At 61.0% G+C, this 13843-nt stretch carries 13 protein-coding genes; 3 read left to right on the forward strand and 10 right to left on the reverse strand.

All coding sequences use genetic code 11. The features are described 5' to 3' along the window. Positions 1-46: 46 nt before the first annotated feature. Genes BW992_RS00465 through zwf form a run of 3 tightly spaced genes read right to left on the reverse strand, consistent with a single transcriptional unit; the run spans position 47 to position 2899 of the window. Entirely contained in the window at positions 47-712 is a 666-nt protein-coding gene (locus tag BW992_RS00465) for a bifunctional 4-hydroxy-2-oxoglutarate aldolase/2-dehydro-3-deoxy-phosphogluconate aldolase (protein WP_072398872.1), read from the reverse strand. 17 nt (positions 713-729) lie between these two features. Beyond that, on the reverse strand, positions 730-1443 hold the full coding sequence (pgl, locus tag BW992_RS00470) for a 6-phosphogluconolactonase (protein WP_076405273.1): 714 nt from the start codon (positions 1441-1443) through the stop codon (positions 730-732). After that, positions 1430-2899 (reverse strand): glucose-6-phosphate dehydrogenase, encoded by a 1470-nt coding sequence (gene zwf, locus BW992_RS00475; RefSeq protein WP_053153166.1) that lies wholly within the window; start codon positions 2897-2899, stop codon positions 1430-1432. Before zwf ends, pgl begins: the two co-directional genes overlap by 14 nt. Before the next feature lie 196 nt (positions 2900-3095). On the opposite strand from zwf, the gene BW992_RS00480 reads away from it, so the two are divergent. The 3 genes from BW992_RS00480 to BW992_RS00490 all read left to right on the forward strand — a co-directional run bounded on the left by BW992_RS00480 (position 3096) and on the right by BW992_RS00490 (position 5211). Next, a complete protein-coding gene (locus BW992_RS00480) occupies positions 3096-3956 on the forward strand; it encodes a MurR/RpiR family transcriptional regulator (RefSeq protein ID WP_172679636.1) in 861 nt (286 codons plus the stop codon). 119 nt (positions 3957-4075) lie between these two features. Next, positions 4076-4378 (forward strand): transposase, encoded by a 303-nt coding sequence (locus BW992_RS27405; protein WP_076405275.1) that lies wholly within the window; start codon positions 4076-4078, stop codon positions 4376-4378. Further along, positions 4375-5211 carry an IS3 family transposase gene (locus BW992_RS00490; RefSeq protein ID WP_076405277.1) on the forward strand — a complete coding sequence of 279 codons (837 nt, stop codon included), beginning with the start codon at positions 4375-4377 and terminating at the stop codon, positions 5209-5211. Before BW992_RS27405 ends, BW992_RS00490 begins: the two co-directional genes overlap by 4 nt. Positions 5212-5349: 138 nt before the next feature. Here the strand turns inward: BW992_RS00490 and BW992_RS00495 are convergent, their stop codons facing one another. The 7 genes from BW992_RS00495 to BW992_RS00525 all read right to left on the reverse strand — a co-directional run bounded on the left by BW992_RS00495 (position 5350) and on the right by BW992_RS00525 (position 13838). Next, the gene (locus tag BW992_RS00495) at positions 5350-6204 is read right to left on the reverse strand and encodes a D-hexose-6-phosphate mutarotase (protein ID WP_076405279.1); all 855 of its coding nucleotides are present in this window, start codon (positions 6202-6204) and stop codon (positions 5350-5352) included. A gap of 272 nt (positions 6205-6476) precedes the next feature. Then, on the reverse strand, positions 6477-7823 hold the full coding sequence (locus BW992_RS00500) for a carbohydrate porin (RefSeq protein ID WP_072398875.1): 1347 nt from the start codon (positions 7821-7823) through the stop codon (positions 6477-6479). Positions 7824-8014: 191 nt separating this feature from the next. Continuing rightward, positions 8015-9175, reverse strand: a complete 1161-nt coding sequence (locus BW992_RS00505) for an ABC transporter ATP-binding protein (protein WP_072398876.1) — start codon at positions 9173-9175, stop codon at positions 8015-8017. 2 nt (positions 9176-9177) lie between these two features. Next, positions 9178-10023 carry a carbohydrate ABC transporter permease gene (locus tag BW992_RS00510; RefSeq protein WP_072398877.1) on the reverse strand — a complete coding sequence of 282 codons (846 nt, stop codon included), beginning with the start codon at positions 10021-10023 and terminating at the stop codon, positions 9178-9180. After that, entirely contained in the window at positions 10016-10924 is a 909-nt protein-coding gene (locus tag BW992_RS00515) for a carbohydrate ABC transporter permease (protein ID WP_072459500.1), read from the reverse strand. Before BW992_RS00515 ends, BW992_RS00510 begins: the two co-directional genes overlap by 8 nt. Positions 10925-11160: 236 nt before the next feature. Then, complete coding sequence (locus BW992_RS00520; RefSeq protein WP_072398879.1) at positions 11161-12462, reverse strand: ABC transporter substrate-binding protein; 1302 nt, start codon at positions 12460-12462, stop codon at positions 11161-11163. Positions 12463-12578: 116 nt separating this feature from the next. After that, the gene (locus tag BW992_RS00525) at positions 12579-13838 is read right to left on the reverse strand and encodes a D-mannose isomerase (protein ID WP_076405281.1); all 1260 of its coding nucleotides are present in this window, start codon (positions 13836-13838) and stop codon (positions 12579-12581) included. Positions 13839-13843 lie beyond the last annotated feature (5 nt).

Raw genomic sequence — 13843 nt, forward strand, 5'->3', positions numbered from 1 at the left:
AAGCGCACCGTAAAGCCGTAGAACACCCAACGAAATCAGGTCAGATTCAATCCAGCAGCGCCAATGCCTCGGCAGTGCATTCCTGGATGCGGGCCCAGTCGCCGTTCTTGATCCACTCCGGATCGAGCATCCAGCTGCCGCCCACGCACATCACGTTTTTCAACGCCATGTAGCTCTTGATATTGGCCGGCCCCACACCGCCGGTAGGGCAGAATTTCACTTCGCCAAACGGACCGCCCAGCGCCTTGAGGGCCGCGACACCGCCGCTGACTTCCGCCGGGAACAATTTGAAGCGGCGGTAGCCCAGGCTGTAGCCTTCCATGATGCCGGAGGCGTTGCTGATGCCCGGCAGCAACGGAATCGGGCTCTGGACGCTGGCTTCGAGCAGATCGCGGGTGATGCCCGGGGTCACGATGAACTGAGAGCCGGCCGCTTCGGCAGCCGCCAGCATGTGGCGATCGAGCACGGTGCCAGCACCGGTCACCAGCTCCGGCCGCTGCTCGCGCAGCACCTGGATGGCCTTGAGGCCGTACTGGGAACGCAAGGTCACCTCCAGCGCCGTCAGGCCACCGGCGGCCAACGCATCGGCCAGCGGCAGGATGTCCTGCTCACGGGCGATGGTGATGACCGGCAGGATCCGCGCCTTGGCACAGAGGTTGTCGATCAGGGTAACTTTGTCCGCCATGGAAACGGTCGGGGATGGGTTTTTCATAGCGGCTGATCCTTGGTTCATGGGCACCAGTAAATCTCTAACGTAGGTTGCAGAAACGCGCGGATCGGCATTTCGGCGACATCGCCGCCGGCCACCGCGGCGTTCAGGGTGGTCAACTTCGATTGACCGGAAATCGACAGTATCTTGTGCTGCGCCGAAGCCAGCAGCGCGCGGCTCATGGTCAGGCGCTGGCGCGGCACTGTCGGTGCCAGCATCGGCCAGCAACGACGGGATCCTTCGCTGTCCAGGGCTTCGGCCAGGTTCGGGCTGTCGGGGAACAGGGAAGCGGTGTGCCCGTCATCTCCCATGCCCAATACCAGCACGTCGATGGGCGGCAACTCGGCCAGCAGGCGATCCGCCTGTTCGGCAGCGGCCTCCAGGTTGGCACTGGCACTGTAGAGGCTCAGGAACCGGGCCTTGGCCGCGGCTCCCTGCAACAGGTAACGCTTGAGCAAACCGGCATTGCTGTCGGCATGTTCGGTCGGCACCCAACGCTCGTCGGCCAGGCTCACCACCACCTTCGACCAGTCCAGGTCCTGTTTGGCCAGGTTCTGGAAGAACGCTACCGGACTGCGTCCGCCGGAGACCACCAACACCGCCAGGCCACGGGCATCGATCGCGGCGCGCAGTTGCCCGGCCACCGCCAGCGCCAGCTCCTCGGCCAGCAGCACCGGGCTCTTGAATGCCAGGGCGCTGACGCCCTCAGGCAGTTTCACTTCAGATATCGCCATACCACGACCTCCCATCCCGCGTGATCAGTGCGATGGAGCTCATCGGTCCCCAGGAGCCGGCTGCATACGGCTTGGGCGCATCACCGGATTTCTTCCATCCGGCAATCAACTGGTCGCACCACGTCCACGCGGCTTCTATTTCATCTTTACGGACAAACAGGTTCTGATTGCCGTTCATGACTTCCAGTAACAACCGTTCGTAGGCATCGGGAATCCGTGCGCTGCGCCAGGTGTCGGAAAAGTTGAGTTGCAGCGGACCGCTGCGCAGTTGCATGCCCTTGTCCAGGCCCTGCTCCTTGGTCATCACTCGCAGGGAAATTCCTTCGTCCGGCTGCAGGCGGATGATCAACTTGTTGCTGATCTGCAAGCGCTGCTCGGGGGCGAAGATGTAGTGGGACGGTTCCTTGAAGTGGATGACGATCTGCGACAGCTTCTGCGGCATGCGCTTGCCGGTACGCAGGTAGAACGGAACCCCGGCCCAGCGCCAGTTGCGAATGTCGGCGCGCAGGGCGACGAAGGTTTCGGTATCGCTCTGGGTATTGGAATTGGGTTCTTCCAGATAACCGGGCACCGCCTTGCCCTCGCTGTGGCCGGCGATGTACTGGCCACGCACCACCTGGGTGGTCAGGCCTTCCGGGCTGATCGGCGCCAGGGCCTTGAGCACCTTGACCTTCTCGTCGCGGATACTGTCGGCGGACAGGTCGGCCGGCGGGTCCATGGCAATCAGGCACAACAACTGGAGCAGGTGGTTCTGGATCATGTCCCGCAGTTGGCCGGCCTTGTCGAAATAACCCCAGCGGCCCTCGATGCCGACCTTCTCGGCCACGGTGATTTCCACGTGGGAGATGTAGTTCTGGTTCCACTGGGTTTCGAACAGGCTGTTGGCGAAACGCAGCGCGATCAGGTTCTGTACCGTCTCCTTGCCCAGGTAGTGGTCGATGCGATAGGTGCGGTTCTCGGGGAAGAACTGCGCCACGGCGTCGTTTACCTTGCGCGACGATTCCAGGTCCGAGCCGATGGGTTTCTCCAGCACGACGCGGGTGTTCTCGCTCAGGCCGACCTTCGCCAGGTTCTCGCAGATGGCGCCGTACACTGCTGCCGGCGTGGCGAAATAGGCGATGACCTGTTGGGCGGAACCGGCCTGCTCGGCCAAGGCGACGTAATCGTCGGCCTTGAGGAAATCCACGTGCAGGTAGGTCAAACGCGCCATGAAGCGCTCGACGACGGTTTCGCTCAGGTCCTTGTCGCCCACGTAGCGGCGCAGTTCGGTGCCGATGAATGCCAGGTGCTGCTGCTCGCTGCCCGGCTCACGCGCCAGGGCGAGGATGCGCGTGTCCTCGTGCAGCAGGCCTGCCGCATCGAGTTGGTAAAGGGCAGGAAACAGCTTGCGCAAGGCCAGATCGCCCAGCGCGCCGAACAAGGCAAAGGTGCACGGTTCAACCGTAATCGGAGGCATGATGTTTGTTCTTTTATCAAGTTAGGCTACAAATACCTTTTTTCAAGGCATCACTCAAGGAAAAATGTAGTAATAACCACAACATTTTCCGAAAATATCGATTCCGAGTGGTGGTCCGTCGGAGCCAACAGTAGGATAGGCCACTGCAAAGGGTCGTTTCAAAGACCCGTCTTTCTAGGAATCTTTTATGGACCGCGTGCGAAATCTACTGGAGCAGATCCAGAGTCGCCTTGAAGACCTCAACAAGGCTGAGCGCAAGGTGGCCGAGGTGATCCTGCTCAACCCACAGCAGGCCACCCGTTTCAGCATCGCCGCCCTCGCCCAGGCCGCGTCGGTCAGCGAACCAACCGTCAACCGCTTCTGCCGTTCATTCGGCGTCAGCGGCTACCCTGAACTGAAGCTGCAACTGGCCCAGAGCCTGGCCAGCGGCGCCGCATACGTCAGTCGTGCGGTAGAGGCCGACGACAATCCGCAAGCCTATACCCAGAAGATCTTTGGCAGTGCCATCGCCTCGTTGGACAGCGCCTGCCAGGCACTCGATCCAAATTTGATCAGCCGGGCCGTGGACCTGTTGATCCAGGCCCGGCAGATCCACTTCTTCGGCCTCGGCGCATCGGCCCCGGTGGCACTGGACGCCCAGCACAAGTTTTTCCGCTTCAACCTGGCGGTCACCGCCCATGCCGATGTGCTGATGCAGCGCATGATCGCTTCAGTAGCCCACACCGGCGAGCTGTTCGTGATCATTTCCTACACTGGCCGCACCCGCGAACTGGTGGAAGTCGCCCGCATCGCCCGGGAAAACGGCGCATCGGTGCTGGGCCTGACCGCCGAGAACTCGCCCCTGGCCAAGGCCAGCACCCTGAGCCTGAACATCCCGCTGCCCGAAGACACCGACATCTACATGCCGATGACCTCGCGGATCATCCAGCTCACCGTGCTGGACGTGCTCGCCACGGGCATGACTCTGCGCCGGGGCGTGGATTTCCAGCCGCATCTGCGCAAGATCAAGGAAAGCCTGAATGCCAGCCGGTATCCGGTGGGGGATGAGTTCAACTGACCGAGCCTGAGAGCCTTACTGCCTGACAGGCCGTCATCGCGAGCAAGCTGAACTGGCCTAATGATTTTGGACACTTCAATCGGGCGCTATGATGGCGCTCAAATCTGAGGTGTTTGGCTATGCGTAAATCTTATTCCAGGGAATTCAAGCTCAAGGCTGCCAGCTTGGTGCTGGACGAGGGCCAGTCGGTCCCAGAGGTCTGTGCCAGTTTGGATATTGGCCCAACGGCCTTGCGCCGTTGGGTCGATCAGGTGCGTCAAGAACGCTTGGGCTCAACCCCGCAAGGGGCCAAGGCGATTACCGCCGATCAGCGAGAGATTCAGCAGCTCAAAGCGTTGCTCAGGCAAAAAGACCTGGACATTGAAATCCTAAAAAAGGCCAGTGCTCTCCTGCTTTTGGACTCCAAAGATCATTCTCGTTGATCGATGAGCTGGACGAGCAGTACGGCGTTAACAATTGCTGTCGGGCGTTTGGAGTCAACCGCAGCAGCTTTTACGCTTGGCGGCAGCGCCAAGGCAAGGTGAAGCCTGAGCGGGAGAAACTTAAAGCCGTGCTGGTCGAGCATCACAAGGAATCCAGAGCATCCGCGGGGGCTCGCACCCTTTCCAAGGAGCTGCAAGCAAAGGGGCATCGTGTCGGGCGACATATGGCTCGCAGTTTGATGCGTGAAGCCGGTGTTGCGAGTCGGCAGCGTCGACGGCACAAGTACAAATCTTCCGGTGTGGAAGCCCTGGTGACGCCGCACCTGCTCAAACGCAAGTTTGATGTCACGGCGATCAACCAGGTGTGGTGTGGCGATGTGACGTACATCAAGGTCGGCAATCGGTGGCTGTATTTTGCGGCTGTTCTGGATTTGTACGCTCGCCGGATCGTGGGCTGGTCTTTCTCGTTGATTTCTGACGCCGCGCTGACTTGCGAGGCACTGCGGATGGCGGTCGAGTTGCGAGGCCGCCCAAAGGGAGTGCTGTTTCATTCTGATCAAGGCTGCCAGTACACCAGCCATAAATTCAGGAATGAAATAAATAGGCACGGGCTTGTGCACAGCATGAGTCGTAAAGGTGAATGCTGGGACAACGCCCCAATGGAGCGTTTTTTTGGAAGCTTGAAGTCGGAGTGGGTGCCAGAGAATGGTTACAACTCGGAGCACGAAGCTCGTGTGGATATACAACGTTATGTGATGCGTTACAACAACGTCAGGCTCCATAGCTACAACGACTACCGGTCGCCGGTAGCTATGGAGAAACTGGCGGCGTGAAACCTTAACTGGTGTCCAGAATTACTTGACCAGTTCAAGCTCGCTCCCACCAGGGTCTTGTGAATGTGAAGGTCCAGTGTGGGAGCGAGCTTGCTCGCCATGGGGCCAGCAGCCTCACCCACCACCCTGCCCCCTGCATCAAGCCCCCACCCAAGCCTGCAAACTCAAATGCGCCCGCTCCCCCGGCGCCAGGCACAGGCTGTCGGTGCCGCCACTGGCTGCTTCGACGCAGACGAACTCATTGACCTCGTCCCAGCTCACCCCCAGCAACGGTCGGGCGCCGGGATGCCACACCACGGTATCGGCGCTGTCGCCGGTATCGATGCACAGCTCACGCTGCCAGGCATGGTCCTTGAGCTGCAACTCTCCCCCGTGCTGGAACACCCGCTGGCAGCCCCCCTCGACCCGCAACTCGCCTTCCTGTCGGCAGGCCGCACGGTTCAGATGATCATAACCTTGAGCGCCTTCGAGCCCAGACAGCGCTACCTCACCCACGTCGCCAATACGCCAATAGGCGTGCAACGCCTGGCTCAACTGGCAAGGCAGGCTGTCCTGGTGCTCGGTGCTCAGGCGCAGCTCCATGCGTTCGCCCAGGTCTGCATGCAGGTCCACTTGCCAATCACACAACCGTAACTGCCAATGCAGGTGCACACCGTCGTCGTCACTGCGGCTGTCCAACAGTTTCCAGTCGATCAACCGCGCCCAGCCGTGGGACGGCCAGGCATTCGCGCTCGGATGACGGCCATACCACGGCCAGCACACCGGCACCCCTCCGCGTATCGCCCCGACATGGGGCCACTTGGCCGCACACCACAACCAGGGCTTTTGCCCACGCGGCTGGAAGTGCAGCAATTGCGCCCCCTGGCGACTGAACACCGCCTGACACAACGGGTGGTCGATCACCAGCACGTCGCGCTGCCGATAGCGTTCCCACGCAAACACCGGCCGCTCGCGCAAGGATGTGAAGAAGCGTTGTAGCGGATGCTCATGCATATGCCGCGATCCTGGAAATCATTGAACTCACAATTGATGCGACAGTTTTTGTGGCAAAGCCTCTACCCCACTGGACTCGGAGCAGTCCCAAAGCAGTCAACCAAAATACCGAGGTGCCTGTTGCAGGGCCGCTGCGCGCCCCAGCGGGCGATGCGACGTTTCGCTAAATCCCCTGACCCAGGTTGCGCGTTGACCATGCTGCGCAAAAAAAAGCGGACAGCCTTGGCCGTCCGCAAATATGCGCACATAGAGAGGAGCTTATCGCAACAACGTTAGAACACCGACTGAATTTTCAGGCCGGCCACCAGCGCGTTATCGACTTCATCAACACCGCCCGGGTGAGTGACGTATTGCAGGTTGGGACGCACGGTCAGCCAGTTGGTGACATGGAAGCCGTAGTTGATTTCATAGTTGTATTCGGTGTTGCGCAACGGCGAGAACAGCGGATCGTCGTAGTCGCTGACACCGTTGGCCACGTTGGTCAGCTCGGCGTTTTTCTTCACGTCATCGTTGACATGGATACGAGCGAAGCCGATGCCGACGTCATCTTTCGGACGCGCGTCGAATGGCCCCTTGTACACGAACATCAGCGACTGGTAGTTGTCGACGACGTTGGTGTCCTTGTCGTGGAAAGTCGCGTTGGCCGCGATGTTCAGACCGCGGGAAGCATCGCCGTTGTGGGTGGTGAGCTGCTGCTGCACCACGAGCCAGTAGCCGTGCTTGCTGCTGTGGCTGCGATAGGCGAGACCGGTGGTGGCGGCATCGTTGCCGTTTTCGTCCTCGCGCACATCGTCGGCCTTGGCCGTGCTCTTGTAGTAACCCACGCGGTATTCGCCTGGCAGGTTATTGAGTTTAGGCGTCCAGACCAACTCCACCGGAATCAGGGTACCTTCAGTGCCACTGCCGCTGAGCTTGTAGCGGTTGTTGTTTTCCAGTTGCGAAGGGTTCTGGTTGTAGGCGCCGATCTGTGCATAAAGCTCAGGCGTGATGTTGTACTTGAACCGGATGGCCGCCTGCATGATTGGCCAGTTGTACCAGATGTTGGTCGCCCAGTTGCCTGCTTGCGAACCGCAGAACGCCAGGTTCTGGAACTCGCAGGGGAAGGTGTTGAAGTCTTCACCCACGCCGTAGTAACCGGCCTTGACGTCCAGTTTGCTGTCGAAGTATTTCTGCTTGATCCACAACTGGGTCAGACGGGTGGTTTGCCCACGACCCCAGACTTCCTGGGAAGAACTGAGGGTACCGGCACGTGGATCACCGATACGGTCGTTGGAAATGTTGCGACCGTCCCGGCGAGTGAATTGGATCTTGGCTTCCGTGTCGTCCCAGCCTGCCAGCTTTTCAAGATCCAGCGCCACGCCCAGGCCAAACTGGCCCGACCAGCGCGCGGTCTTGTCGTCGTTGTAGCCGCCATGGAGATTGGCGCCCATTTCACCGACGTAATCGGCCTTGATATCGATACCTTGCTCGAGCAGCCGGGTCCGCTCGCCGCCCCAGTCACCCGTCATCCACTTCGAATCGGCGCTGAACGCCTCGGCAGCCTGGGCGCTACCGGCCAGCATCATCGCCGCAACGGCTGATAGCTGGCAGATAAGCTGGGCGTTATTCTTCTTTTTCATCCCTACATTCCTCGTCTTTATTGTTATTAACTGTTTTTATCTAACGCGGTTTACAACAATTGCGGCCGACGGTTTCCCGCCCGCCACATATCCCTGTGGGAAAGGCCCGGCCCACGATGACGGCATGCCATTCAACAGCTCAGGCAACTGACCCACCGCCCTCACGAACAAGCCCCTCCCACCTTGATGCCTCATCGCCCCTTGAACTGCGCCACGTTGGCGGTCCGGGCATCGGCCTGCGGCTGGGCGGCCACGCCCAGGCGTTCGCCGGACTGGGCATCGAACAGCAGCACTTTCGATGGATCGAATTGCAGCGTCAGGTTTTCCCCCGGCTGTGGCGCGACGTCCGGTGCCAGGCGGCAGCAGACCTTGGTGTCGTTGAGGTTGACGAACACCAGGGTGTCCGGGCCGGTGGGCTCGGTGACCTGGACTTCGGCGCGAATGGTCGGCAAGCCGTTGGGCTCGGTGCCGGCCAATGCAATCTGCTCCGGACGCAGGCCGAGGATCACTTCCCGATCCTCCAGGCCGGCGTCCTGCATCCCCAGCGGCAGCTCGCACCGGGCCTGGCCGCTGTCGAGCAGCGCCAGCAGGCGGCCATCCTTGCGCTGCAGGCGCAGGGGGATGAAGTTCATCGGTGGCGAACCGATGAAACTGGCCACGAACAGGTTGGCCGGGTTGTTGTAGATGTCCTTCGGGGTGCCGAACTGCTGGATGATCCCGTCCTTCATCACCGCCACTTTGTCGCCCAGGGTCATGGCCTCGATCTGGTCGTGGGTCACGTAGACGGTGGTGGTCTTGAGGCGCTGATGCATCAGTTTCATTTCGGTGCGCATCTCGACCCGCAGCTTGGCGTCGAGGTTGGACAGCGGTTCGTCGAACAGGTAGATCTTTGGCCGCCGCGCCAGCGCCCGGCCCATGGCCACCCGCTGTTGCTGGCCACCGGAGAGCTGGCCGGGCTTACGGTTGAGCAGATGTTCGATCTGCAGCAACTTGGCGACGCGAGAGACCTCCTCGTCGATGGCCGATTGCGGCATCTTGCGGATCTTCAGGCCGAACTCGATGTTCTCCCGCACGCTCATGGTCGGGTACAGCGCGTAGGACTGGAACACCATCGCGATGTCGCGATCCTTGGGACTCATGCCGCTGACGTCCTGGTCGCCGATCATGATCGCGCCACCGGTGATGGTTTCCAGGCCGGCGATGCAGTTCATCAAGGTCGACTTGCCGCAACCCGAAGGCCCTACGAGAATCAGGAACTCACCATCCTTGATGGACAGTTCGATGTTCTTCAAGGTGTCGGGCAGGCCGGCGCCGTAAGTCTTGTTTACATTGCGAAGTTCAAGCGTTGCCATGATTACCCCTTGACCGCGCCGGCCGTCAGCCCGCGCACGAAATACTTGCCTGCGACCACATAGACCAGCAGGGTCGGCAGCCCGGCGATCATCGCCGCCGCCATATCAACGTTATATTCCTTGGCCCCGGTGCTGGTGTTGACCAGGTTGTTCAGCGCCACCGTGATGGGCTGCGAATCGCCGCTGGAGAACACCACGCCGAACAGGAAGTCGTTCCAGATCTGCGTGAACTGCCAGATCAGGCAGACCATGATGATCGGAGTCGACATCGGCAGGATGATCCGCCGGAAGATGGTGAAGAAGCCCGCCCCGTCCAGGCGCGCCGCCTTCACCAGCGCATCGGGAATGCTGACGTAGTAGTTGCGGAAGAACAGCGTGGTGAATGCCAGGCCGTACACCACGTGCACGAACACCAGGCCGGTGGTGGTGCTGGCCAGGCCCATCTTGCCGAGGGTGAACGAGGCCGGCAGCAGCACGGTCTGGAACGGCAGGAAGCAGCCGAACAGCAGCAGGCCGAAGAACAGCTGCGACCCGCGGAAGCGCCACATCGACAGCACGTAGCCGTTCAGCGCACCGATGGCGGTGGAGATCAGCACCGCCGGGACAGTGATCATGATCGAGTTCCAGAAATACCCGTTCACCGTGGCCCAGGCCTTGACCCAGCCGATGCCGCTGACCTCGGCAGGCCAGCTCAACAGGTTACCGGTGCTGATGTCTTCGGGCGTCTTGAAGCTGGTCAACAGCATGACCACCAGCGGCACCAGGTAAAGCAGCACGGCCAGGATCAGTACCGCGTAGATCGCGATGCGGCTGAAGCTGATGGCAGGTTTGGCGGCGAGACTAGTCATGACGCTTGGTCCTCAGCTCGGAATACAGGTAAGGCACGATGATCGCGAGGATCGCGCCGAGCATCAGGATCGCACTGGCCGAGCCCATGCCCATCTGGCCACGACTGAAGGTGAAGGAATACATGAACATGGCAGGCAGGTCGGACGAGTAACCCGGACCACCGGCCGTCATCGCCGCCACCAGGTCGAAACTCTTGATCGCGATGTGCGCCAGGATCATCACGGCACTGAAGAACACCGGACGCAGGCTGGGCAGCACCACTTTCCAGTAGATGCGCGGCATGCTCGCGCCATCGATCTGGGCAGCGCGAATGATCGACTGATCGACACCTCGCAGGCCGGCCAGGAACATCGCCATGATGAAGCCCGAGGCCTGCCAGACGGCAGCGATGACCAGGCAATAGACCACGCGATCCGGATCGATCAGCCAGTCCAGGCGAAAGCCTTCCCAGCCCCAGTCACGCAGCAGTTTGTCCAGGCCCATGCCCGGGTTGAGCAACCATTTCCAGGCAGTACCGGTGACGATCATGGAGAGCGCCATCGGGTACAGGTAAATGGTGCGGATGAAACCTTCGCGACGGATGCGCTGGTCGAGGAACACCGCCAGCAACACGCCGATCACCAGGGTGATGCCGATGAACATGCCGCCGAAGACCGCGAGGTTCTTGCTCGCCACCCACCAGCGGTCGTTGTCCCACAGCCGTGCGTATTGAGCCAGGCCCGCCCACTTGTAGGTTGGCAGGAAGGTAGAAGTGGTGAACGACAGAACGAACGTCCACAAGATGTAGCCATAGAACCCCACCAGCACGATGAACATGCTCGGCGCCAGTACCAGTTTCGGTAGCCAGCGCTGCAATGCATCGAATGGCGAGGCCTTGCTGAACACAGCAACAGAACTCATGGGGAAAATCCAAAACAGAGAAAGACTACAAACATTTCCTTGTGGGGCGAGTTCTGTGGCGAGGGGATTTATCCCCGATCGGCTGCGAAGCAGCCGCAAAGCCATTGCATGCGGTGTTTCCAATACTCCGACATGGCAACTTTTTCGAGGCCGCTGTGCGACCCATCGGGGCGGTGCAACGTTTCGCTAAATCCTCTCACCACAAAGGCCCGTTCCCACAAGGGACCGCGGCGCAGTTACTTGGCCGACTGAACCGCCGCGCCAAGCTTCTTCGCAGCATCGGCCGGGTCGGCTTTCGGGTCGTTGATGTAGTTGGTCACTACGTCGAAGAACGCCCCCTGTACCGCCAGCGTGGTCGCCATGTTGTGCGCCATGCTTGGCTGCAGGCCGCCATTCTTGGCGTCTGCCAGGAAGTCCTTGGCGGCGGTCTGGGCACAGGAGTCGAAACCGTACTTGGCCATGTCGGCCAGCATGTCGTTACGCACCGGGATCGAACCCTTGTTGATGCTGAAGACCTTCTGGAAGTTTTCACCCAGGACGACCTTGGCGATGTCCTGCTGACCGGCCGCGGTGCCTTCGTCTTTCTGCTTGAACACCGCGAGGGAGTCGATGTTGTAGGTGAAGGCCTTGTCGGTGCCCGGGAAGGCTACGCACTCGTAGTCCTTGCCGGCGACTTTCTTGGCCGCGGTCCATTCGCTCTTGGCCCAGTCACCCATGATCTGCATGCCGGCCTTGCCGTTGATGACCTTGGCCGCTTCCAGGTTCCAGTCCTGCCCCTTGCCATCGGCGTCCATGTAGGTCGCGACTTTCTTCAGCTCGGTCAGTGCCTTGATCATTTCCGGACCGGTCAGCGCCTTGTTGTCCAGGTCGACCAGTGCCTTCTTGTAGCCATCGGCTCCCATGACCGAGAGCACCACGGCTTCGAACACGGTGCTGTCCTGCCAAGGCTGGCCGCCGTGGGCCAGGGGAATGAAGCCCGCGGCCTTGAGCTTGTCACCGGCGGCGTAGAACTCTTCGAGGGTGGTCGGGTTCTTGGTGATGCCGGCTTTCTTGAAGACTTCCGGGTTGATCCACAGCCAGTTGACGCGGTGGATGTTCACCGGCACGGCGACGTAGTCACCGTCGTACTTCACGGTGTCGGAGACTTTCTTGTCCAGCAGGCTGTCCCACTTCTCCTGCTTGGCGACGTCCTTCAGGACATCGGTATCGAGCAGGCCGGTGGTCGCCCATTCCTGGATGTCCGGGCCCTTGATCTGGGCTACGCCCGGAGGGTTGCCGGCCACGGCGCGGCTCTTGAGTACGGTCATGGCGGTGGAACCGCCGCCACCGGCGACAGCGCCGTCCTTCCAGGTAAAGCCGTCTTTTTCTACCTGGGCCTTGAGCACATCGACCGCGGCTTTTTCACCACCCGACGTCCACCAGTGAACGACTTCCACGGAACCTTTCGATTCGGCGGCCAGGGTGCTGACGGGGAATGCTGCGACGGGAAGCAGGGAAGCAAGAGAAATGACAGTAGCGAGGCGAGAAATCGCATTCATCTAGAAGTACCTTTCTTTTTGTTATGCATGCAAGTCTGGTGCTTGCGCTGCATGGATTCTAATCAGGGGCAATCCCTTCGCAGGTAACGAAGGGACGCGCGTATGTCACGACATGGTTACACAGGCACCGGCGCGGACAACCGCGCCAGGGCCGATGCCATGCTGGGTGCCAGCGGCAGGCGCGGTATCAGCACGGCCTGCCAGGCATGATAAAGGTCCGGCTTGCCCGGCCAGATGTCGGCGCTGGGACGGTTCTGCGGGTCGAGTTCGTGATGCCAGCTGCCGTTGCAGCGGTCGATGAAATGCTTGTCACAGAACTCCCAGAAACGTCGGTACCAGGTCTCGTATTGCGCTTCGTCGGTGCGCTTGAGCAAGGCGCTGGCCGCCGCTGCCGCTTCGGCATGCACCCAGTGCAGGCGATGACGGACCACGGCGCGGTTGTCCCAGTCCAGGGTGTAGACGATGCCGGGGGCACCATCGACATCCCAACCATGACGGCAATTGTGCTCGAAGAGTCTTTGCGCATCCTGGACCAGCCAGCCCGGCGTCAGCATGCCGATCCGTACACGCGCGGCCTCGAGGTGCAGCAGCAGGCGCGCCCATTCGAAACCATGGCCGGGAGTAGTGCCATAGGGGCGGAAACCGTCGGCGGGATTGTCGTGGTTGTATTCGCGCAGCGGTTGCCAGTCGCGATCGAAATGCTCCACGACCATGTAATCGTTGGCGGCCGCATGGCCGTGGATGACGCGTTCGACGATCCGCAGCGCGCGGGCCAGCCAGCGCGGGTCGTCCGTGGCATCGGCCAGGGCCAGGAAAGCCTCCGTGGCGTGCATGTTGCTGTTGGCGCCGCGATAGGCTTCCTCTTCACGCCAGTCGCGGTTGAAGGACTCGCGCAAGGCCCCCTCTTCTTCACACCAGAAATGTTCGTCGATGACCCGCACCGCCTCCTTGAGCAAGGCCTGGGCACCGGGGCGCTGGGCTACTGCAGCGGAACTGGCGGCCAGGGCAACGAAGGCATGCAGGTAGGCGGCTTTGCCCGTGTCGTTGTCATCCGGATTGGCCACCGCGAACCAACCACCGTGCTCGGCGTCGCGCAGCGGGCCGCTGAGGGCCTGGATCCCATGGTCCACCAATTCGGCGAAACCGGGCAGGCCCTGGATATGTGCCATGGCGAAGCTATGGGTCATGCGAGCGGTGTTCATGGTTTCGGCCCGCGCGTCAGCCGGCAGGCTGCCTACCTCGTCGAGATTGCCGAAGCCGTCCGGCAACTTCGAGGCCCTGGCGAACGCCAGCAGCCGCAAGCCTTCGGCGGCAAGCCATTGCTGGTGGGCAGGAGCATTCAGCCAACTGCTGAAGGCCGGGTGGAAGGTGTCCATCGCAG

Source organism: Pseudomonas sp. 7SR1, assembly GCF_900156465.1.
GTDB lineage: Bacteria > Pseudomonadota > Gammaproteobacteria > Pseudomonadales > Pseudomonadaceae > Aquipseudomonas.